The sequence below is a fragment of the Streptomyces sp. NBC_00016 genome, from assembly GCF_045040885.1.
Lineage (GTDB): Bacteria > Actinomycetota > Actinomycetes > Streptomycetales > Streptomycetaceae > Streptomyces > Streptomyces coriariae.
In genome coordinates this window covers 355359-376295 of record NZ_CP108304.1, presented here as the reverse complement: position 1 = coordinate 376295, position 20937 = coordinate 355359, and the positions used below count along the sequence as shown (strand labels likewise).

Annotated in this window: 19 protein-coding genes and 3 pseudogenes; 9 read left to right on the top strand and 13 right to left on the bottom strand. The window is 70.3% G+C overall.

The annotated features are described in order from the left end of the window. Positions 1-34 precede the first annotated feature (34 nt). The 8 genes and pseudogenes from OG933_RS01790 to OG933_RS01755 all read right to left on the bottom strand — a co-directional run. Positions 35-475, bottom strand: a complete 441-nt coding sequence (locus tag OG933_RS01790) for a hypothetical protein (protein WP_405624934.1) — start codon at positions 473-475, stop codon at positions 35-37. Then, positions 459-833 carry a hypothetical protein gene (locus tag OG933_RS01785; protein ID WP_405624933.1) on the bottom strand — a complete coding sequence of 125 codons (375 nt, stop codon included), beginning with the start codon at positions 831-833 and terminating at the stop codon, positions 459-461. The genes OG933_RS01790 and OG933_RS01785 overlap by 17 nt, the downstream gene beginning before the upstream one ends. A 483-nt stretch (positions 834-1316) precedes the next feature. Next, complete coding sequence (locus OG933_RS01780) at positions 1317-2093, bottom strand: hypothetical protein (RefSeq protein WP_362531626.1); 777 nt, start codon at positions 2091-2093, stop codon at positions 1317-1319. Between the two features lie 227 nt (positions 2094-2320). Next, positions 2321-2908 carry an ALF repeat-containing protein gene (locus OG933_RS01775; RefSeq protein WP_405624932.1) on the bottom strand — a complete coding sequence of 196 codons (588 nt, stop codon included), beginning with the start codon at positions 2906-2908 and terminating at the stop codon, positions 2321-2323. Positions 2909-3796: 888 nt separating this feature from the next. Then, positions 3797-4384, bottom strand: coding sequence for an SMI1/KNR4 family protein (locus tag OG933_RS01770; RefSeq protein WP_405624930.1), 588 nt, complete (start codon positions 4382-4384; stop codon positions 3797-3799). Positions 4385-4445: 61 nt separating this feature from the next. Further along, positions 4446-4847, bottom strand: a pseudogene (locus OG933_RS01765) (transposase); the annotation flags it as partial. Further along, positions 4844-5086, bottom strand: a complete 243-nt coding sequence (locus OG933_RS01760; RefSeq protein WP_405624929.1) for a hypothetical protein — start codon at positions 5084-5086, stop codon at positions 4844-4846. The pseudogene OG933_RS01765 and the gene OG933_RS01760, both read right to left, overlap by 4 nt. Before the next feature lie 112 nt (positions 5087-5198). After that, a pseudogene (locus OG933_RS01755) lies at positions 5199-5288 on the bottom strand (IS5/IS1182 family transposase); the annotation flags it as partial. On the opposite strand from OG933_RS01755, the pseudogene OG933_RS01750 reads away from it, so the two are divergent. The 3 genes and pseudogenes from OG933_RS01750 to OG933_RS01740 form a co-directional block, all read left to right on the top strand. Then, positions 5283-5468: pseudogene (locus OG933_RS01750) on the top strand (transposase); the annotation flags it as partial. The pseudogenes OG933_RS01755 and OG933_RS01750 sit on opposite strands and share 6 nt — an antisense overlap. Positions 5469-5759: 291 nt before the next feature. Beyond that, positions 5760-5969: a DUF6243 family protein gene (locus OG933_RS01745; RefSeq protein WP_030839593.1), complete on the top strand. Its 210-nt coding sequence runs from the start codon at positions 5760-5762 to the stop codon at positions 5967-5969. After that, a complete protein-coding gene (locus OG933_RS01740; RefSeq protein WP_405633190.1) occupies positions 5966-6505 on the top strand; it encodes a transposase in 540 nt (179 codons plus the stop codon). The genes OG933_RS01745 and OG933_RS01740 overlap by 4 nt, the downstream gene beginning before the upstream one ends. A gap of 824 nt (positions 6506-7329) precedes the next feature. On the opposite strand, the gene OG933_RS01735 is transcribed toward OG933_RS01740, so the two are convergent. Together OG933_RS01735 and OG933_RS01730 are read right to left on the bottom strand one after the other, a co-directional pair. Further along, positions 7330-10155, bottom strand: coding sequence for an FtsX-like permease family protein (locus OG933_RS01735; protein WP_405624928.1), 2826 nt, complete (start codon positions 10153-10155; stop codon positions 7330-7332). Positions 10156-10160: 5 nt separating this feature from the next. Next, a complete protein-coding gene (locus OG933_RS01730) occupies positions 10161-10865 on the bottom strand; it encodes an ABC transporter ATP-binding protein (protein WP_405624927.1) in 705 nt (234 codons plus the stop codon). An 83-nt stretch (positions 10866-10948) separates the two neighbouring features. Between OG933_RS01730 and OG933_RS01725 the strand changes: the two genes are divergently transcribed. Continuing rightward, complete coding sequence (locus OG933_RS01725; RefSeq protein ID WP_405624926.1) at positions 10949-11578, top strand: PadR family transcriptional regulator; 630 nt, start codon at positions 10949-10951, stop codon at positions 11576-11578. Positions 11579-11998: 420 nt separating this feature from the next. On the opposite strand, the gene OG933_RS01720 is transcribed toward OG933_RS01725, so the two are convergent. Next, entirely contained in the window at positions 11999-12313 is a 315-nt protein-coding gene (locus OG933_RS01720) for a class I SAM-dependent methyltransferase (protein WP_405633187.1), read from the bottom strand. A gap of 669 nt (positions 12314-12982) precedes the next feature. Here OG933_RS01720 and OG933_RS01715 point away from each other — a divergent pair. The 5 genes from OG933_RS01715 to OG933_RS01695 are packed head-to-tail and all read left to right on the top strand — an operon-like array spanning position 12983 to position 19247. Further along, positions 12983-14365 (top strand): hypothetical protein, encoded by a 1383-nt coding sequence (locus tag OG933_RS01715; RefSeq protein WP_405624925.1) that lies wholly within the window; start codon positions 12983-12985, stop codon positions 14363-14365. Then, the gene (locus tag OG933_RS01710; RefSeq protein ID WP_362531652.1) at positions 14362-15777 is read left to right on the top strand and encodes a radical SAM/SPASM domain-containing protein; all 1416 of its coding nucleotides are present in this window, start codon (positions 14362-14364) and stop codon (positions 15775-15777) included. Before OG933_RS01715 ends, OG933_RS01710 begins: the two co-directional genes overlap by 4 nt. A gap of 20 nt (positions 15778-15797) precedes the next feature. Further along, positions 15798-17684: a ferritin-like domain-containing protein gene (locus tag OG933_RS01705; RefSeq protein ID WP_405624924.1), complete on the top strand. Its 1887-nt coding sequence runs from the start codon at positions 15798-15800 to the stop codon at positions 17682-17684. Beyond that, positions 17681-18679 carry a hypothetical protein gene (locus OG933_RS01700; protein WP_405624923.1) on the top strand — a complete coding sequence of 333 codons (999 nt, stop codon included), beginning with the start codon at positions 17681-17683 and terminating at the stop codon, positions 18677-18679. The genes OG933_RS01705 and OG933_RS01700 overlap by 4 nt, the downstream gene beginning before the upstream one ends. Before the next feature lie 43 nt (positions 18680-18722). Further along, the gene (locus OG933_RS01695) at positions 18723-19247 is read left to right on the top strand and encodes a hypothetical protein (RefSeq protein WP_405624922.1); all 525 of its coding nucleotides are present in this window, start codon (positions 18723-18725) and stop codon (positions 19245-19247) included. Between the two features lie 266 nt (positions 19248-19513). Here the strand turns inward: OG933_RS01695 and OG933_RS01690 are convergent, their stop codons facing one another. Next, positions 19514-20251, bottom strand: coding sequence for a dienelactone hydrolase family protein (locus OG933_RS01690; RefSeq protein ID WP_405624921.1), 738 nt, complete (start codon positions 20249-20251; stop codon positions 19514-19516). Between the two features lie 96 nt (positions 20252-20347). Continuing rightward, on the bottom strand, positions 20348-20914 hold the full coding sequence (locus OG933_RS01685) for a hypothetical protein (RefSeq protein ID WP_405624920.1): 567 nt from the start codon (positions 20912-20914) through the stop codon (positions 20348-20350). Positions 20915-20937: the final 23 nt, after the last annotated feature.

Genomic DNA, 20937 nt, shown 5'->3' with positions numbered 1-20937 from the left:
CCCCTCAGGTGAGACAACCCGACGTCTGCTGCGATCAACCGCGGCTGACGATGCTTGCCGCTAGCGCGTTGACGAGTTCCTGCAACGAAGTGATCTCCTGCCGCAAGTCGTCATCGACGACGTCCGGCAGGTCTGTGGGGTCGATGGATGAGATGTTCTTGCGGGTTGCTTTGAGCGCTTTTTGGAACCGCACGCGTTGCTCGCTCGCACGGAGCTGCGGATCCGCATCGACAGCGGTGAGGGCCTTGAGCGCGTTGCGAGCGGCTTCGGCTGTCTTCGGGTCAGCCATGATCGCTGCCCGCAGTGCCGTGGGATTCTCGGCGACTTCAAGTGCCTTGGTCGGCCGGATTCCCTCCGCTTCAGCCGCTGCGCTGATGAGGGCGCCTCGGTCGGATGAGGCGCTGCGTCGACTGGCGTAGTAGAGCGTCCAGTCGTCGGCCGCAGGAAGCTCGATGGGCTCATGCCCGGGATGCAAGTGGGTTGCACTGCGCGCCGGCCAGCGCCTCGGAGGCGGCGTAGCCCTTGAGGCCTTCGGTCGTGCCGTCACGGTCGGCGTAGTAGGCCTGCATCTCCCGCCAGTAGCCCTGGTGGACCTCAAGCGCGGTCTTCTTCACCGCGGCTTCCGGGTCCGTCGGCGCGGACGACACGGGCGCGGCCGACGCCGTGAAGGTGGGGGCGGTGGACTCCGACGCAGTGGTGTCGTCCCCACCGCTGCTGCACCCGGCCAGGGCCGCGGCCGCGCAGAGTACGGCTGCCAGGGCGTTGAGACGGGTGCGGGTGCGGGTGCGAAGCACTCCGCCGGCTAACGGTCCGGTGGTGGATTGTCTGGTCACGTTCCCTCTCCGTCATGACACGGGTGTGGTGCACGTGTGCAACCGCAAGGCTACGCATACGCCCGCCAACTCCCCAAGGAACTACGGGAGTTCACCGAATACCCATCCGTACCCGTCCGGCCGGGCACAGGACAGGGCGCCATGCGGCGAGCGGTGCGCAGCCGTCTCCGTCCTGCGCAGCCGATCGACCGCCCGCGCAGTCGATAGGGCATTGCAGCCAGGTGGCTGCGCAATCGGCCCGGTCGCCGATTGCGCAGGCGGTGGGCGGCGGCCGTGCTCAGCCGGCCCTCCTGCGCAGTCGGCCGGGCGGTTGCGGGGCACCTAGGGAGGTCTTCCCCGTGGGGTGCCTGCGGCCCGCGGTCCGCGCCCATGCGCCGAGCCCGTTCTCGCGAGCCGACCGGAGCCGAATGCGGGCGGCAGATTCCGGGAGCCGCGCACACGTGGGAACCGTGCGCAGTGGGCAGAGCGCAGGGGCGGGCCCGATCAGTTGGCCGACGTGTTCCGTGTCATCTCGGCTGCCTCGGTGATGGCGCGTTGTCTGAGATCGCCGAACAGCTGCATCGTGACGGCGGCCAGGACGTCGTCCCCGCCAACAGTCCGCCCGTCCCCGCGGCGGGTGGACAGGGCGAGGAGGGGGTCCTTGAGCAGCGGGGCCGGGGCTGGCTCGCCCGGCACCACCAGACTGACCGTCCCGAACCGCTTGACCCCGCCCTCGCGAACGACCTTGGCCGCGTCCCGGGCCAGGGCCGTCAGGAATACGCTCGCGATTCCGTCCAGGTCGCGGACCATCGCCGGGACGGCCCTCACCCCCCGGCTCCCCAGCAGCCTTCTCACCCCGGCCTCGAACCGGTGGGCGCCAGCCACACCACTTGGTGTACGCGCCCCGCGGCGCTCACGAAGAGACACGAGCGCACCATCGGCGTTGCGCACCTCGCCCATCAGGCCGTGGAAGGTCGGGCTGTGCAGGTACCACGCCGATCCCACCTCCACCTCGACGTTCCGGTCGATCGCCGAGATGAGGTCCTTGGGAATCAGCCTCGTCCTGGCCCCCTCGGCCGCCGCGCTTCTCGCGCCGTCGATGATCTCCGTCAGCACGGTCCGCGTCACCGACGCGGCGGCCCACGCGGCCGGCCGGGAGACGTGCAACGAGGTCACGTCCCTGAACACCGCTTTGACGAGCTGAGGCTTGAACGGCAGGTCGGTCACGACGGAAGCGGTCTGCGGACCGCTGCGCTCGGTGCGAAGGAGTTGTGTGGTCATCGAAGAATGTGCTTTCTGCTGTCGGAGGTGTCAGAGGCCCATGCCGCGCCGGGCGGCGAGACCACAGAGCTCTGCGGAGGGCGCCGAGCCGGCACAGGGCCTGCCGGGCGGGGCCGCCGGCACACAGAGGTGCAGGCGGCCCCGCCCGGATTCTCGGCGTTCCGGCGACCGGGCGTGCGGCAGGGGGTGCCACCCGGGCGACGCGCTGTGGTGCGGCGCCGTGCCGGTCAGGCGACCTGGTACCTGCCGACTTCCAGGAAGTGGCGCAGTGCTTCGGGTGTGTTGTCGTCGAGGGCGGCGTTGGCTGCCGCGCGCAGGGCCGGGCTGATGGACGGGTCGGCGAGGATGCGGGCGATGGCGACGCGGTCGTCCTCGGCCTGGGCGATCCGGTAGCCGGTCTCCAGCCAGGCGCGGATCGCGTCGGAGTCGTTGGCGTCCAGGAGGGCGTTGACCTCGGCGATGACACGCCGGCCGCTGTCAGGGTCGGCGAGCAGGCGCGTGATGGCGACGCGGTCGTCCTCGGCCTGGGCGATCCGGTAGCCGGTCTCCAGCCAGGCGCGCATCGCCTCGGGGTCGTTGGCGTCCAGGAGGGCGTTGGCTTCTCGTGTCACACGCCGGCCGCTGTCCGGGTCGGCGAGGATCCGGACTATGGCCACCCTCAGGTCGTCGGCGTCCGGCTCGTCCGCGGACGAGGACACCGCGGGCACCGTCACCACGGTCGGTGCCGCTGTGGCGGCGAAGGACGGGGTGGCGAGCAGGAGGGCCGGGGCGAGGATGCCCGCGGCAATGCCGGGCGCTACGCGATGCAGTCGCAAGGGGAATGCTCCTCTTCGTGGGCTACGGAGGCGAGTTGAGGACGCCTCAGGGCGTTCACTTCGGTCATGCTGCCACCTGGGTCTGACAGTGGCAGTTGCCCCGCTGCGGTCGCAGGGCACCGTCGCCGCGGACGTGGCCGGTGTTTCATGGCGGCGCGCGCCTTGGAGAAGGGCGGCCTTGAGCGCGGCTCGTGGCTGTCGGGGCATGATCGGGGCGAGACGATTGCTGGGGGCGGTCGTGGTGTGGTCCGAGCGTGTGGTGGTGTGTCTGCCGGGACCGGGGCCGGCAGACACAGGCGCGGCCGTGGGGCTATTTGTGTCCGTCGTGTGGCAGCTGTCTGTCGTATCGGGCCGCCGACCGGGAGCCGGCGATGCGTCGGGCGGGGCCGGCTGGAGAAGGGGTCGGGCAACTTCGAGCAGGAGGCGCATCTCTTCTAAGCACCAGGTGTCCTCGGTCTGTGTGGCGCTACCGGTGAGGGAGGGGCGGCGGCCGGTGGACGCCGTCAGGAGTCGCTGGGCGTCAGCGTGCCCGTGCCGAGCGGCTTCGGCGGCGAGGAACCACGGAGATCTCGCCGGACTGGAGTGAGCGGCACAGCTCGAAAGTGGTCGTCGCCGACTCGCAGGGCGGAGGTGCAGCGAAGGGTGGTCCGTGGTCGACGGACGTCTCACGCGTCGCTTCGGCGCCGGACCGTGCAACCAGCTTGATATGGACTCGACTTGGGGATGCTCAGCCGCATGCGGATCCTGAGCAACGACCAACTCCTCCTCCGCGAGGCGCAGTGGTTGCGGAATGTCGCGTCACGGACCCGCTGGTATGCCCAGGCGTTTCCCGATCTCGGCGACAGAGAACGCCGCGAGGTCGGTTCTGGCTCAGGTTCTGTGGAGTGGTCACGGCGAGTGAGCGAGCCGCTGCCGAATCGGATGCGCTCGGAGCTGGGGTGAGGTGAGCTCCAGAGCCCGGTTGTCCTGTCCGGCAGCCATGTGGTCGAGCCATCGTTCATACCAGGCGAGAAAGTCCGTGGCTGAGGAGACGTTCGGGCCCCAGAAGCCGTCTGCGTTGCCGGTGAGCATGCGCCCGGTGAGAGGGCCGGTTATGCCTATGAGGACGAGATCGCTGCAGCCGCGTTCGATGACGTGCAGGAACAGGTCACCACGGCGGGTGGGGCGATAGGCCCGGCTGAATCCTCTTGAGCCCGTGCTGGCGTCTCTGGAGTTCATCGTGAAGAGCGTGCACTCCTTCAACGGGATCAGTCCGTAGTACGGAGACGCACCACTGCCGCCCATGTTGGTGAGGAAGTCTCGATAGGGCTGCGGGAGTTCCACGTCATGCTCGGCCTGAAAGGCATCTGCCTGACGTTTGGTGAGGCGGGGGCCGAGACGAAATTCGTGCCGCTCCTCCCCAAAGGAGTGGCTTCGGCTGGTCGCGTAGGGGATGCGTGCCAGCTTGCGTCGCAACCGCGGGATGCGGGATTCCATGCGAGCTCTTCTCTCGTGTCGCCCGCAATCTATCGCATGGCACCAGAGCGCATCCTGCGAGCAGGACTCGCTTCCTCAGCAGCTGGAAGCCGGCCCGGCCGAACATCTGGCGCTTGAGCATCTTGATCCGGATGACGTGCCCTTCGACGACGCCAGAACTCCACGGCAGAGTGAGGCCGGCGATGACGGCGTCGCGGTCGCGGTCGCGGTCGATGCCCGCGGCGAGGGTGTGGAGGCTGGGCAGATCGTCCTGCCGGACGACGTCGAGCCAGTCGGGCAGGCGCTCGCCCTGGCGCTCGGTGAGCATGGTCGCGAAGGAGCGGACGTGCCCGGTGAGGGCGTCAAGTTCGGAGCAGTGCGTCCGGACAGCTTTGAGCTGGAGTCGCTCGGTCTCGGTGAGGGTGTCCGGACGGCGGAGGATCCATCCGGCGACGGCCCGGTGCGAGGGCGGCCGGGCGGTCACCAACTGCGGTGAGTGCGCTTGTCGTGCAGGTAGGCGCGAATGCGCTGGTAGCTGCCCTTGTAGTCGAGTGGCACGATCTCCTCCCACATCTTCCAGGCGTTGGTGCAGCCCTTGCTCCAGCGGTCGTCCAGATAGGGCTTGTAGTCGTCGAGGACGGAGGGCCGGTTCTGCCACTGACCAGTGAACAGCTCTTCCGGCGTCGCGGCGTCGGCGAACTGCTTGACGGTGCGGTAGGTCATTCCGAGCTGCCGCTGGACCGAGCGCCGGCTGTGTCCCGCCGTCAGCAGTGCGTGGACGGCGGAAGGTCCGGGCCCCCGTCGAGCATGTATTCGCCCGGATGAAGGGCTAGATGCGGGCGATGCGTACGCCGATGCGCTTCGATCTGAGCCATCTGCGCAGGTCGGCTCGGTCGCAGGCTTTGTCGGCGTGGAGGCGCAAGGGATCGAGTCCAGCGAACGATCAGGGCGACGCCGCTGGGTCATCGAGCGGACGATGTCCTGGCTGTCCGGCTACCGACGACTCAGCCCACGCTACGAGCGTCACCCCCGCAACTACCTGGCCTTTCTCGGCCTCGCCGCCGCGCTCTGCTGCTGCAAGCGACTCGTCCGCCTCACCACATAGGACACGGTCTGAAGAGGGGGCAGGCGCCGGTGGCGCCCTGACCTGTAGGAACGCCCTTTCCCATCCAGATCCGGAGATCTGGCACCCAGTCCCCTCCATCGTGCACCCGGTTTCTGAGGGCAGGGCTTGGTGTGCGGGTCCGAAGGAAGCGGGTATCGTCTTTGTCATGTTCTTCCAGACGCCGATTTACGAGTGAGGGCGTGATGGGCCCCTGCTGACGTCCTTCGACGTCGCCGCCCGTCCCCCACTGATGAATCCGTAGATCACTTCACATCATTACCGGGAGAACCCGTGAGCAAGAACATCAACAACCCCGTGGGCATGGGCGGCGGCCAGCGCAAGAAGCTGTCCCGCGCCGAACGGCAGAACAACGGTCCGCACCGCAACCTCGACCGCCAGGGTGCAGCCGACCAGAAGGCGGAACTGGTGCGCAAGATGCGCGAGAAGGCAGGCGCAGCCGAGGGCGCCGGGCAGACGAGCGACGACACCGCACAGAGCTGACGCACCGCCGCCGCAGGGCGGCACCGCATGGGGCAGGGGCCCGGACCGCGACGCGCGGTCCGGGCCCCTGCTGCCGTACCGGGCGCGGCCGGTCCCGCTCGGCTCTCGGCCGAGCACCCGCGTCTCAGCCGACCACCCGGGGCGGCCGCAGATTCAGCAGCCCCGTCACCGCCAACACCCGAGCTGCACCAGCAGCATCACCACCAGCGCGTTCCCCGTGCCCAGCCCGGGCGACACTGTCAGGAAGAGCGTGCGGGGCGTCCTTCGCCGCTTTGTTCGGGGTCAGTCCTGTCGAGCGTTCCTCGGGACGCCGGCAGTTCCGTCGCCTCAACCGTGGTGGCGACCGTCAGGCCAATGTCGCGCTCCACCGCATCGTGTTCATCCGCCTGCGGGTCGACCCGCGCACTCCGGACTATTACGAGCGCCGGATCAAGGAGGACAAGACCCGTCGCGAAATCGTCCGTCGCCTCAAACGCTACGCGGCTCGAGACGTCTTCCACCTGGTCGGACAGCTACAGCCAGGACCCCGCTCATAGGGGCTGTGAGGCTGCCCCTGAAGGGCTGTCAGTGGCGGACTTACCGTGGGCCGCCCCCGCCCCCGCCGCCTCGTCGGGGCCGACGGGCCAGGGCGCTGAGACGTTCGGGTCTCTGCAGAATTAGACCGACGCCCGCCGCACGGTGAGGCGGCGCGGTCCGGCAAGCAATACGACACTGGTTGGCCCTGACGGCGGCCGCTGCTCAGTGGGCGGCGCAGCAGCAGAACGAGCCGCGGCACGTGTAGCAACGTGGACGCCCGACGCACCGGCACGACTGCCCGCAGTTCACGGACTCGGTGTGCAACTTCACCTCGTCCGGGTTGCCCGGGTCGTACGCAGCGCGGCAGTCCCGGCAGGCAACACGCCCCGGCTGGAGGTCTTCAGCACCTGACTTCGGGGGCGGCTCCGTGGCCGACGACGCCTCGAGGTCCCGCCCCGCGTGAGGGTCCTCGTCCTCGAAGAGCCGAAACACCACCACGTCGCTCCACTGGTCGGACATGGCCGCATCCTCTCAGACGGCCGCCGTCCCGACGTCGTGCCGTCGTCAATCCACCCATTGCGCGAACTATCAGGCGGATCGGCAACCCTGAGCCACAGAACGGGGTCCTGCGCGACCGCACTCCGAGTCCCATTGGGGGTCTCGGAGGAGCCGAGGCCGCTGACAGTTCAGGCCCCCGCGTCCGGCGATGTGAGCGGATACGAAGGGCCGTCGCTGACAGGGGAGGGGCACGACCGCGGACGTCCGTCGACTGCTGAGACCCCGGCCCGTGAACACGGCCGGGGTCTTGCGCTGTGCGAAGCCGCCGGCGGTGGCGGCGGTCGGCTCAGTCGGCGGCGAGCAGGTGGGCGGGGGCGATCCGGGACAGCCCCCGGATCGGCACCGTCAGAGCCGCCACCACCAGGGCGGTCGCCGCGAGCGTGGCCAGCAGCGCGGCGCCGACGACCGTGAACAGGTGTCCGTGCAGCACGCCCCGGCCGAGGGTCAGCACCCCGGCCAGGCCGGCCACCGCACCGGACAGGCCGCCCAGCAGAGCCAGTCCGATTCCCTCGTAGAGGGTCAGCTTCGCCAGCTCGCGGTTGGTCCAGCCGGTCGCCCGCAGCACCGCGAGATCGGCGGCGCGTTCGCGCTGTGAGATGACCAGGACGTCGATGGCACCGGCGGCGCCCAGCAGCAAGGACAGGGCGACGCTGAGGTAGTCGGCCTCGCGCGCCTGCGCCACCACGGCGCTGCCGAGCAGCGACCCGGCCACCTCGCCCCGGAAGGCCAGCGTCAGGGCGAGCAGCACCGTGAAGGCAGCCACTCCCAGCGCCAGTCCTGCCGCACCCAGCAGCGTGCGGCCCCGCACCCGCAGCAGGTTGAGCACGGCCAGTCCGGCCACCGAACGCACCGGGCGTGCGCGGAGGGCGGCCGTCACCGGGGGTCGGACGGCTTCCATCGGTCCCAGCCGGGTGGCGAGCCAGGCGGGGATCAGTCCCGCCGCCGTGGCCAGGAGGAGCGCCACCGGGAGCACGAGGAGTGACTTGGAGCCGGCTTCGGACTGGCCCAGCACCCGGCCCAGCACGTATGCGAGCACCGTGCCCGCGGCTCCGGCGGCGAGGCCGATCACCGCCAGTTCGCCGAGGACCAGGCGGAGCACTTCGCCACCGCTCCAGCCCAGGCAGCGCAGCGTGCCGATCTCGATGCGACGTGAGCGCACCGAGGCCAGCGCAGCCTGGCCGAGGAAGAGCGCGCACACGACGAGGACCAGCACGAAGAGCACCGCGCTCTTGGTGTCCACCGCCTTGAGAATGCGCAGTGCCACGCCCTTGGCGACCCAGCGCTCCGTCACCTGTGCCGAGGCACTCAGCGTCACCGTCCGCGGCGCGGGCGAGCTGCCGACGGTGACGTCGACCTGGAGCCGGGGGTAGGCGGCCCGGATCGCCCCGGCCACGGCGTTGACCCGTGCCCGGGAGGCGGTGTCGACGCCGGTCACTCCGGCCACCCGGATCCTGATCGCGCTGACCGGCGCCTTGTCCTGGAGGCTCGGGACCCGGCGGCTCTTGGTGAGCGCGGTGATGGAGTCCATCGTCGTCAGCATGGTGGGCGGCGGGCTGACGTAGCCGCCCAGGTTGCGGTCGGGCTGCAGCGGCTTGCCGTGGAGCTTTGCTCGGGTCGTGCTGTCCGCGCCGGTGACCTGCGGCGTCTGGTAGGTCTCCAACGGGGTGTCGGAAAGGGGTGAGAAGCCGGGCAGTTTGCCGGTGTCGTAGCGGCCGACGAGGTGGACGAAGGGATTGGGCAGGCGTCCGGAGTCCACGCCGTCGCAGGTGCCCAGCCCGATGCAGTTCGTGGCGACGTGACTGGTCACCGTCCGGTACTGGGTGCCCTGGTGGTTCTCCTCGGGGACGTTGATGAACGGCTGCTGGTCGTAGTTGGTGATCCACAGGCCGGGCTTCTGCGGCGGCTGCGGCTGCGCGGCGAGGTCGCCGTCGGAGGTCCGGCGGTAGGTGACCGGGCCGACCGTCCAGTAGGCCCCGGTGTCGAACGAGTCCTCTGTCAGTGCCTTCCGGTAGCCCTTGCTCAGGTCGACGCGGGTCCTGCCCACAGTGGTGCCCCGCAGGCCTCGGACGAAGCTGTCGGCTGTCGGGTTGCCCAGTTTCGAGGGCAGCTCGGCCGGGTCGCCGACGTCCAGCCGCTCCACGGTGGCGTCGAGCGTGCCGGTGGTCAGCGGGTTGTCGCTGAGCAGCGCCGGGATGTAGGAGTCGTGCTGTCCGTGGACGCTCTTGGCGGACGACACCGTCCACGGCTTGTCCTGCTCGGTGAGCATCCGGCCCGAGGCGATGGTGTCGCCCAGGCCCACCAGCCGGTCCTCGGCCACCGGGTCGATGGCGGACAGCAGCACGGGGTAACTGACCGGAACGTCGATGGTGGCCTTGTCCTGGCCGGACTGGCAGTTCATCCGCGAACTCAGGTCCGGGTCGAACGGCGACTTGTCCCTGAGGTCCTCGGCGATGATGTTCGGCTTCAACGGCAGATCCAGGTTGAACTCGGTCTGCTCCGACTTGTCCCGGTTGAAGTAGAAGCAGACGTCGTACTTCCCCTTGATCCGATACCGCTGGGTGCTCTTGTCGGCCTCGCCCGTTTCCAGGGTGTCGGACTCGAAGAGGCCGTCCGACTCCGACGCCGACGTCAGGGGGGAGCGGGTGAGGTAGACGTACTCGTCGGAGGTGCGGTAGGTGCCCAGTCCGGAGGTGAGTGTCGGGCTGATGCGCAGGATCTGCCGGGACGCCTCGCCGTCCAGGAAGCGGGACACGTCCACGGTGACGGTGCTCGCCACCATGAGGTAGCCGATGTTGGCGACCGGCGCGGCCACGTCGACCCCGGCCATGTCGCCGATGCGCCGGTACTGGTCCATGGTGATGCCACCGAACGTGCCGGACAGGAAGTTCGGCGAGACCAGACCGCTCTGCCGCTCCACGTCCGTCTGCGAGTCGGGCGGGCGTACCAGGACGTCGTACGCGGACCGTGCGTTCTTCCGTACCGTGCCCACGGTGGTCGCCTGGCTCGTGCTCACCGTCGCGGTCAGCAAGGTGAAACTGGTCGCCGCCACCAGGATTCCGGCGGCCAGGGCCAGCGCGCGCCCGCGCCGCCGCCGGAGCTGATCGAGGATCATCGCTATCACGGGCGCAGGCCCCCCAGCCGGTCCAGCACGTCGCCGGACGGTGTGACCCGCTGGTCCGAGGTGATCCTGCCGTCCTGCAGACGCACCACCCGGTCGCCGTTGGCGGCGACTTCCGCATCGTGGGTTGCGATCAGCATCGTCATCCCGTAGCGCTCGCGCAGCGACATCAGCAGGTCGATGATCTCCCGCCCGATGACGCTGTCCAGGTTGCCCGTGGGCTCGTCGGCCAGTAGCAGTCCCGGCCGGTTGATCAACGCGCGTGCGACGGCGACGCGTTGCTGCTGGCCGCCCGACAACTGCGAGGGCAGGGCGTCGGCCCGCTGGTCCAGGCCGACAGCTTCGAGCAGTTCCATGCCGCGCGCACGCCGGTCGAAGTCCACCCTGCGCGGCAGGACGGGGGCGAGGACGTTGTCCAGCACGGTCAGCGCGGGCAGCAGGTGGAAGCGCTGGAAGACGAAGCCGATACGCCGCCGGTGACGGTCCAGGTCCCGGGGCACCAGCTGTGTGCCGTCGATCTCGACGTGCCCCTCGTCGGGCTGGTCCATGCCGCCCGTCACATGCAGGACGGTGGATTTGCCGGCGCCGGACGGCCCGGTCAGCATCACCACCTCGCCGGCCGCGACCTCCAGGTCGACCTCGTCCAGAGCGGTCAGCCCGGGGTACCGGCGACTCACCCCGCGTAACGCCACGCGCACAGCCATTGATGCAGCCTCGCCCTCGTACATCGCGCCACATACATTGCGGCAATTCAGCGGTATGTTGTCACAATGTAGAAGGGACGTATATGCCGCTCCACCACGCCGTGCTCGCGCTGCTGACCCGGCGACCGAATCACGGATACGAACTCAAGGCCCGGTTCGAGGAGGCCGTCGGCCCGCAGTGGGGTGGCCTGAACATCGGTCACCTCTACCAGATCCTCGAACGGCTGGTCCGTGACGGCTATGTCTCGCGCTCGCAGGTCACGCAGACCGACCGGCCCGACAAGAACCTCTACACGCTCACCGAGGCGGGCGAGGCCGAGCTGCGCTCATGGGCGACCACCGCCTGGGTGCGCGTCGGCGGCTTCCGCGACGAGCTGTTCCTGAAACTCCTCGGCGCTGTCGCGCTGGGCCCGCAGGCCCTGACCACGCTGATCGATTCACAGCGGCAGACGTACCTGTCCGAGCTTGCGGGCCTGGCACAGCAGCGCCGCGCCCACGCCGACCAGCCGCTGGTCGCCGTCCTGATCGACGCCGCCATCGCGCACACCAAGGCCGACCTCGGACTGCTGGACAGCGCCGCACAGCATCTGGGCCCGCTCGCCACGGCACAGAGCGCGCAGGCGCCGGAGCGCTCACACGCACAGGTGCAGGGCGACACCGACGAGGCCGGCGGTCACGGCGGGATGAGAGGGGGCCGTACAGAGTCCGCTTAGGGGCAATGCCGGGACTCTGTTGATGATGTTGGCGGGGTGCTGACGTCCGGGCTGGTGGCGTGCCTGGCTGTTTGAGAGCGGAGCCACGAAGAAGGTAACGGGGGGCGGTCGCGGTGTCGCTGTGGTCGGAGAGTCATCAGCGGATCCCGGTCAGGACGGTGCGGACAGTGCGGGCTGCGTGTCCTGCGATCTCACGGTCGCTGGGAGTGAAGCGTCGCGGTCCGATGCGCCCATCGTGAAAGATGTTTTCGCCCAGGCCAAAGCCGAGCTGCAGCGAGGCTAGCGATCGCCTGAAGATCACTGCAGCCCTGGCAGGCGGGGGTAGCTCGCGCCTGGCGACACCCGGCGGGCCGCTGGTCGGTGATTGACATGATGGGCGGCTGCAGGATTTCAGCTGTCTCCAGGGGGCGACTATGACGTTCAGGACCGAAGCCGGCAAGGTGTCGGGTTCGGCGATGTGAAACTCGGCCTCACCCTGGGCGCTGTCCTCGGCTGGTCCATCCAGTGGAACGCGCGGCAGACGGTGACCTTGTCGGTCGCCCACTCGGCGTGGGGCGGGACGAACTCCTCGGTCGGCGTGTTGTGCAGACGAACCGTCGTGTCAGGTAGACCGGTCAAGGTCTTGTTGGCCTCCGCAAGCATGCCGGGGTCCCGTTCGACGGCGTCGATCTGAGCGAAAGCCTCGTGCAAGGCGGCGGGCACTTGCCCCGTACCCGTTCCAAGGTCGAGGAGGATTGGATGTTGCTTGGCGGCGACCGTCTGGCCGAGGAGTCGGACGGCAGCCTCGGGATGCCGGGCCGGTAAGTGGCGTAGTACGGGACGGCGTCATCGAACTCGCTCATGATGTTCTCCGTGTGGTGGGAAGAGGCGTCGTAGCCTGCCCGACAGGCTCCCGCGCGGGCATCCTTGAGCCAAAGGACTCGGCTGCCGGCGGCCACCTCACCGGTGATCGCTCGCAGATGTGAAGACAAAGTCCCGCCGCCTGCGCACGCAAGACCGTGGTCGAGCTTCCCTTGCGGACGCAGGTACGACGACGTCTCGTCCGTCAGCGACGGCGATCCTGATCCGCAGACGCGAGTGATGTACCCGACCTCAAGGAGGAGGGCTTAGGCGATGCCAGATGGAGGAGTTCCGCAACGCCTTGGTGCGAGCCCTGGGGCATGGAGCCGGACGGCCACCCGTCCGGCCCCTGGTCCGGCACCGTCACGGAGGCGGACTGACGGCACGCGCGGTCGCGTCCCGCCGGTGACGGAGACCGGCCGCGGCCCGCCGTGTCGTGCGTGACACAGGGTGACGAGACTCGTATGTTTGATTACGTCCCGTAACTCTACCGCACGGGGTGGACCGCGCTCCGGGGTCGGCCGTACGCCGCCGCCCCGCCGGCGGCACGCCCGGGAGGTGCCGGTGATCGACCGTATCTGGCTTCAACCACCCCTCGCCATTGCCCGGTTGGGTTCCTCGCCGATGCCGTGCGACAACTATCGCTACGGACCCAGCGACCTGACCCCGCGCGGTACGGGCAAGACCACCGTGGAGCCGGTGGAGAGCCTCGACCTCGCCGCCGACGGCACCCTGACCACGCGGATACCGCAGAAGGTCCGGTTCAAGGACGCGGACGGCTGGCGGCCGGTGTGCCCGTTCTTCGAGGTGCACGGCAGCTGGACCACCGCCGACGGCGAGCAGCGCACGGGGGTCCTCACCGCCGACGTGCTCGCCGACTTCGGGCTGGGCCTCGGCGACGTGCGCTGGCAGGTCTCCGTCGCCAACCTCAAGGCCCACCACATCACCCAGCAGCAGGACGACCGCGTCGAGGCCCGGGCCGAGGTCCGTGGCGACGACCACCAGCGGCACCCGCTCGCCGGGCACTCTCCGCAGGGCACCGCCAACCCGCTCGTCCCGGCCGGCAAGTCCCTCCCGCTCGGCTCGGTCCAGGTGCCCGCGCCGAACGCCGAACTCCCCGAGCTCCGGCTGCGGTTCACCCCGGGGAAAGGGTTCGTGTACGGGCCGACGAACCTGGCCGAGCTCGCCGCGAACACCGGGTACCAGCTCCCGCAGGAGCGGCTCATCCTCAATCCGGCCGCGCCGTGGTGCCGGTTGAGGCTCAGTGACATCAGCGACGATGAACGGACCTCGCCCCCCGGCCTGTTCGCGGGCGCGGAGCGGCAGATCCAGGCCAGCCTGGGCATGGTCGACGACGTCTGCGACGGCACGGTCGCCGTGACCCTGCCCGGAGGTCTCACCGCCACCGCCCGCATCGTGGTCAGCCCGCCCGACTTCGCACCGGACCGCAGGCCCTTCGTCTCCCTCGCGGACGGACTCGCCGACCGGGTCAAGCGCGCCGAAGTGAGCGACCCCTCCTACATCGCCGACGAGGGACAGACCGCGCTGGAGATCCGTGATCTCTTCGAACGGGTCCTCGAAACGATGGGCAACATGAACGTGGACGTGCAGAACCAGCGCGTCCTCGACACCTACGAAGGGGTCGCGTGGACGGTTCCCGAACCGCTGACCGGCGTTCTCCTCGCGCTCACCGACCGCGGTCGACGGCGCCACCGCCGCTTCGTGGCCCTCGAGGCTCTGGAAGACATGGTGCGTGAGCAGCCCGATCTGCTCGACCGCGTGGTACGGCCACCGGCCGAGGACCTGCCGCCCAGCTACACCGACCGCCGCATGCCGATCGGGATGCGCGGTGCCGACGCTGGACCGCTGCACCTGACCCGACGGCAGTACGACCTGCTGACCGCCTGGGCCCAGGGCCTGCGTGACAGGACGGAGCCGGGCACGTGACCGTACTTCTGCAGATCGGGCGGCGGCCCCCGGACGTCCCGGCACAAGCCACGAGCCCGCTGCCGGCCGGGCCCGGAGCGCAGGTGCGGGCCTTCCGGAGTGCGCACGGGGCCCATCTCTTCGTTGCCGACGGCAGCCGTCTGTACGACCTGCCCGAGGCGACGGCGGTCCGGCTGGAGGAGTGGCTCTCCGCCTCGGAGGGCTCCCTCGACGAGCTGGGGCGCACGCTGGACCTCCCGCTCTGGGGGGCACCGAGGATCGACGGCACTCCCCTCGCACCGCCTCCGCTGTCCTCGATCTCCCTCAACGTGATGCAGGCCTGCAATCTGAGCTGCGGTCACTGCTACGCCGACGAGGGCCGGTTCGGGGGAAGCGCCCGGGCGATGCCTCGGGCCACCGCGTACGCGGCGGTGGACCGGCTGCTGGCCGAGGCGGCGCCCGGCTCGGACGTCGTCGTGGGCTTCATGGGCGGCGAACCGCTGCTCGCCCGCGACCTGGTGCACGAGGTGGTCCGGTACGCCGTCCGGGCGGGGGCCACCACCGGGCACCGGGTCCGCTTCGCGCTCACCACCAACCTGACGACCGTACGGCCCGACGACGCGGCTCTGTTCGCGGAGCACCCGTTCACCGTCACGGTCAGCCTGGACGGCGACCGGACCGGCCACGACGCCCTGCGCAGGGCGCCCGGCGGAGCCAGCGCATACGACCGGCTGCGGGCCGGGCTCGACACGCTCGCCCGCCACGGCCGCCCCCGCCACCTCTCGGCGCGCGTCAGCGTCACCCCGTACACCGGCCGCCTCCTGGACATCCTGGAGCACGGCATCGCGCTCGGCTTCGACGAGGTCGGGTTCGGTGCGGTGGTCAGTGCCCCGGACCCCGCGTACGAGATCACCACCGAGGCCTTCGCGGGCTTCCTCGAGCAGATGACCGCCTGCGGCGAACGGGCCCTTGCGGAGCTGTCGGCCGGCCGCGCCTACCCGTTCGGCAACTTCCAGACCGCCATGGAGCAGCTGCACCGGGGCGCCCACCGCCCCTACCCCTGCGGGGCCGGCGCGGGCTACCTCAGCGCCTCCGCGGAAGGGGGCCTCTACGCCTGCCACCGGCTGGTCGACGACCCCGCCTTCGCCATGGGCTCACTGGCCGCCGGACCCGACACCGCCGCCCGTCAACGGCACCTGGCCGAACGCCACGTGGACCGGCAGGAGCCCTGCCGGTCCTGCTGGGCCCGCTACCTGTGCGGCGGCGGCTGCTACCACGAGGTCAGCCGACGGGGCCGGCCCGGCTGCGACTACATCCGCGGCTGGCTGTCCTTCTGCCTGCGCGCCTACGTCGAACTCGGCCAGGCCGCGCCCGAGTTCTTCGAGCAGCGGTCCGCGGCGGTCCCGCTCACGAGCAGTGCCAGCACCGCCTGAAGGCCCGAAGGAGCCCGTCCATGCCCGACCTGCCGACTCCCACTGGGAAGATCCTCCCGCGCAACCTCACCGCGCGGGCCGACCACGTCGTACGCGGCAACCCCTCCAACACCCGCCCGGAGAGCGGGGTCGACAACTGCTTCCCGGGGCTCGAGTTGGACCAGCGCAACCTCGACAAGGCCTTCTTCCCCGGGATGCTCTTCGACTTCCACCGCTACAACGGTTCCCGGGCGCTGGAGGTGACCGGCGGGGTGGCCGCCGCCCACAGGCTGACCACGGCGGACCTGACGGGCGACAACCAGGTCTTCATCGGGGCCGTGTGCGGCCGGACCCGGGTGGACCAGACCGACGCCCAGGTCGAGCCGGTCGACTGCCGTGAACGCGACGGCCTGGATGTCTGGCGGCAGGTGCACGATCTGCTGCCGGGCCGGATCGCCGTACTCCTGTTGGGGCGCCAGACAACCGTCGCCACGCTCGGAGCCGCCGCGGTCGGCAACCTCAACGCCCTGCGCATGAGCGGTGAGAGCTTCGTCCGCCGTGCCCTCGACGGCCGGTTCCAGCTGGCCGTGCTGGTCTCGGACCGGGCCCGGTACCTGGACGAGAACGGGGCTATCGACCCGGAGGTGTACCGGCCGGGAGACCTCACCCGCAGCCTGTGCGCCCCCTGGCAGTACGACTTCCGTGACTGCGGCTGCTTCTACTGGGCCGCCTCGAAACCCGACGTCGCCGGCAACGCCGACGAGAGCATCCCGCAGATGAACTTCCTGCGCGCGGACCGCACACCGGTCCCGGACCTCGACACGGACGCACTGGACCTCGGCAGCCCGCGCAGGCGGCTGGAGCTCGGCTACCCCCGGCTGATCTCCGACTGGCAGGTGCTGCCCGTGGTGCTCAACGACCGCGAGGACGACAGCATCGGCAACCCGGTGCCGCCCGACATCCCGCTCCTCGACCGGGCGACCGTGATCAGCAGGCTCAAGTCACTCGCCACCGTCGAGCACGCACTGAGCGTGGAGTACCTGTACGCGCACTACTCGCTCAACGCGCCCAGGGAGCTGCCGGATTCGGCGAGTCGGCTGATGCGGCGGATCCACGCCGCGGCCTTCGAGGTGTTCGAGGTCGCGGTCGACGAGATGCGGCACCTGCGCTGGGTGAACGAGGCCCTCGGCACCCTGGGTGAGAAGCCCGTCGTCGGGCGGGCGGCGGAGATCGTGCGCGACACGGTCCACCCCTTCGAGCTCCGCCCGCTGACACCCGCGCAACTGCAGTGGTTCATCGACGTGGAGGCCCCCAGCCAGCAGGTGGGCACCGGCCTCGACGGCATGTACGTCCAGCTGCACCGGAGCATCATCAAGCAGCCGGACGTGTTCCCCGAGGCCGACAGGCTGGCCCACCTGATCAAGCTCGTCATCGACGAGGGCGAGGAGCACTTCCGTCGGTTCACCGCGGTGAAGGAGCACTTGGTGGGCCTCGATCCCCTCGTGTACCTGCGACCCCTGCGGCGGCCGGGCCCGCAGGACGAGCTGGGCCGGACGCTGCTCGACCTCAGCGACCGGTACTACGCGGCACTGCTCGGCACCCTGCAAGCCACCTTCGCACTCGGCGACCAGGCCGGTGGTCTGCTGATCGGCCAGGCCCGGGTCACGATGGAGAACCTCCACGAGATCAACCACCTCCTCGCCACCCGCGGCATCGCGCCCCGCTTCACCCTGCCCTCGGCCTTCGCGCCGGGCGCGGGCGAGCTGCCGCCCGAGCTCGCCGACGGTCAGGCCACCAGGGAAGCGGCCATCGCGGCGATCGAGACCCTGGCCGCCATTCGGGAACTCGACGGGAACCTGAGGGACGTGACGAATAGTCAGCAGTTCGAAACCGCGGCTCTGCTGGACGTGTTGGACCTTCAGGGATGAGCCGCCCCGTCGAGATCGGCGGGGCCGGACTGGCGGAGCTGACCTGCGCCCGGCTACTGGCCGGGCGCGGGCACCGGGTCCGGCTGCCGCCGCCCGGGCCGGGCACGGCGGGGGCGGGCGCCACGGGGGCTCGGCCGCTGCTGCTCGCCGGGCCGGCCCTGGAGCTGCTGGACTCCCTGTGGGGTCCGGGACTCCTCGACGGGGCCTGGGAGGTGACGCACCGTCACGTAAGCTGGGGCGACGGGCCGCCGACCCGGTTCGCGCAGGCCAGCCGGGTGGTGGACGGAGCCGAGGTGGCCGTCCGCATGCGGGAGCGGCTGGCGGAGCACGGCATGGACGAGGGGCGCACGGATCCGCCGGAGGGACCGCCCGGCTGGGTGGTGACCGCCCGTGCGGTGCCCGAACGGGCCGCCGGGCGGCGGCGGTTGCTGGCCGGGACGGCCCCGCTGCGCCCCGGTGCCGACGAGCGCACCGCCGTCCTCGGCACCGCCGAAGCGGGCTGGGCGCAGCTCACCCCGCTGGGGCGCGGCGCCGCCCTCGTACAGGCCATGGTGCCCGGTCCGGCCGGGGACCCCATCGCCCTGCTCGCCCGGCTGGCCACCGAGACCGGTCTCGGGCCGCTCCTGCGCCACCCGCCCCGGTCCGCCGCCGCCGTCCCGGCCGCCCCGCTGCTGCACCCGGCCCCCGCGACGGCACCCGCCGGGGACGCCCCGGGCCGGCTGCTGCTGGGCGCCGGAGCCATCCGCTACGACCCCCTCAGCGGCACCGGAACCGCGCAGGCCCTGCGTACGGGCATCCTCGCCGCCGCCGTCATCGACGCGGCTGTGCGGGGGACCGCGGCGCCCCGTGCGCTGTGCGCCCACTACGCCGCCCGGCTGCGCGCGGCCTACGTCGAACACCAGCGCAGCTGCGCCCGGTTGTACGGGAGCGCCTTCGCCGGACCCGCCTGGTCCGACGAACTCGACGGCGCCCGGAACGCCGTCGCGGTCGGCTGACTCCCTCGACCGCCTACGGGTCGCACGAGGGGCGCCAGGTCAGGTGTGGCAGGAGGTCCCGCCACTGCTGTTCGGGGATGCCGACGACTCCTTCCAGGGCGTCATCCCACCGGAGTACATCCCCAACCGGATCACCATCCCCACGCTGGAGGAGATCCACGCGCTCAAAGAGGTCGGGTCCAAGGCTCTCGTCGTCATCATCGACCTGATGTCCGGGTGTGGGCACCGAAACGGAGAGGCGTTCGCAGCCAACCTCGAAGGGATGGTCGCGGACGACGTGTACCGCATCACCGAGCAGATCGAGGGGAAGACCCGCCAGCGTTCCCCGCTCAAGCACCGCAGGGCCGGCGCGGCGAGGGTGCGGGCGAGGCGCAGTTGGAGCAGGCAGCGTGCGGCGGGGTTGTGGGCGCGGGTCAGGGCGTGGTTGAGGATGTGGGTGGCGGTGGTGTGGTCGCCTTGCCAGGCGGCTTGGTGGGCGAGGTTGTGGACGCTGTTCGTGGCTGACCGTCGACCGGCTTGGTGCAGATGGGGTCCAGCCGAGATACACGCCAAAGGGGCAATGAGTTGATCTTGATGCGACTTCGCACGTGGTCAGCACAGTGAGGCCGCAGTACATGCGTAGACCTCGCCCTGGCGGCCAGAACGGACCGCCGCAGGTCGCGAGGATCACGGCTGGGGCTCCGTCGCAGTAAATCCGGTACCTACTGCGGCAGTTGCGAACGCGTCTCCGGGATCGAGCATCCGCCCGAATGTGGTTCTGCTATGGGGACTTGAGGGGAGGGGACTGTGAGTGGCCGACGCGGACCAGGCCTGGCGCCAGGCTGTTTGCCTGGGTCATGCCCGCAGATCTTCCGTCACGGGCAGGCACTCGGCGAGCAGGTCGACGACGTCGCGCCAGGCTCGCTGCGCGTGCTGTGGGTGGTAGCCGACGCCGGGGACCGTGGGGTGGTCGACCGGCGGGTGGTGGAAGGCGTGCAAGGCGCCGCCGTAGACCGCGAGGCGCCAGTCGACGCCTGCGGCCTGCATCTCGGTGGTGAACGCGTTCCGTTGTGCGGGCGGCATGATCGGGTCTTCCGACCCGACGCCGGCCCACACCGGGCAGCGAATGCGCGCTGACTCGCCCGGTCGGCCCGTGGTCAGTGCGTTGACTGTCCCGATCGCGCGCAGGTTGACGCCGTCGCGCCCGAGTTCCAGCCCGACGGCGCCTCCGGTGCCGTAGCCGATGGCGGCGATCCGGTCGGGGTCGGCCCGCGATTCGGTGCGCAACACGTCGAGCGCCGCATGGCCGATGCCCCGCATCCGGTCGGGATCAGAGAGCAGCGGTATGCAACGGGCCAGCATCTCCTCGGGGTCACCCAAATAGCGCCCGCCGTGTAGGTCGAAGGCCAGCGCTACGTATCCCAGCTCGGCGAGAGCATCGGCCCGGCGGCGCTCGACGTTGCTGAGCCCCATGCCCTCTGGTCCGAGCAGCACCGCGGGTCGTCGGTCGATACCGGCCGGGAGCGCGAGGTGCCCGATCATCGTCAAACCGTCGGCCGGGTACTCGACCGTACGCGTCGTAATGGTCGTCATGAGACTGGACTGTAGTGATCGTCGAGCCCGGTCCGGCCGGTGTTCTGCCGCTGGCAGAACGGTGCTCGTGTCCCCTGAAATACGAGGGCCCAGCGCTCAGAGCTTCGAGATCATCTCGATGCCCCTTTGGTGCTGGGCGTGAGCAGCGGCTGCCCACAAGTCGTCCAGATCGTGCCGGCCGACACGGCGGGCGCCGGGGTGGGTGGCGTCCGAGTCGGTGGGCACGGCGAGCCACCGGGCGATCGGTGTGCTGTAGGCGCTGACGGCGAAGCCGCTTGAAGTGGCGAGGAACTGACGGCGGTGCAGGGTGCTCCAGAATCGAGTGGCGGTACGGACGGCTTCTTGGGTGTCGCGGGGGAAGTCCAGCCCCACCTGGCCGGGCCTTGCCCAGATCTCGGGCATGCCTATTTCGGCCGGGCTGACTGGGCGTCCTAGCCGGTCGGCCAGTACCTGGGCGATGAACTCCGGAACTGAGGGCTTGGGGATCATTCCGCGGGCTATCCAGTTCGCGACGCTGGCGCGGGTGTAGGAGCACGTGTGCCCGGCCCGCTGCACCTTGACGTTGACGAGCTGGGCGAGTTCGTTGCGGCTGAGCTGGGACGCATCGCTCAACTCGGCGAGAGCCGGGTTGGCGGGTTCGTCCGGGTGCTGACCGAGCGCCATAGCAGACGCCTCCTAGGGAATGA

Bases quoted from the DNA above. Each gene is read 5' to 3' on its own strand.
- OG933_RS01725 (WP_405624926.1), top strand. From the start codon at position 10,949: ATGCCGCTCCACCACGCCGTGCTCGCGCTGCTGACCCGGCGACCGAAT.
- OG933_RS01730 (WP_405624927.1), bottom strand. From the start codon at position 10,865: ATGGCTGTGCGCGTGGCGTTACGCGGGGTGAGTCGCCGGTACCCCGGG.
- OG933_RS01735 (WP_405624928.1), bottom strand. From the start codon at position 10,155: ATGATCCTCGATCAGCTCCGGCGGCGGCGCGGGCGCGCGCTGGCCCTG.
- OG933_RS01780 (WP_362531626.1), bottom strand. From the start codon at position 2,093: ATGACCACACAACTCCTTCGCACCGAGCGCAGCGGTCCGCAGACCGCT.
- OG933_RS01760 (WP_405624929.1), bottom strand. From the start codon at position 5,086: ATGACCTACCGCACCGTCAAGCAGTTCGCCGACGCCGCGACGCCGGAA.
- OG933_RS01700 (WP_405624923.1), top strand. From the start codon at position 17,681: ATGAGCCGCCCCGTCGAGATCGGCGGGGCCGGACTGGCGGAGCTGACC.
- OG933_RS01705 (WP_405624924.1), top strand. From the start codon at position 15,798: ATGCCCGACCTGCCGACTCCCACTGGGAAGATCCTCCCGCGCAACCTC.
- OG933_RS01690 (WP_405624921.1), bottom strand. From the start codon at position 20,251: ATGACGACCATTACGACGCGTACGGTCGAGTACCCGGCCGACGGTTTG.
- OG933_RS01685 (WP_405624920.1), bottom strand. From the start codon at position 20,914: ATGGCGCTCGGTCAGCACCCGGACGAACCCGCCAACCCGGCTCTCGCC.
- OG933_RS01770 (WP_405624930.1), bottom strand. From the start codon at position 4,384: ATGGAATCCCGCATCCCGCGGTTGCGACGCAAGCTGGCACGCATCCCC.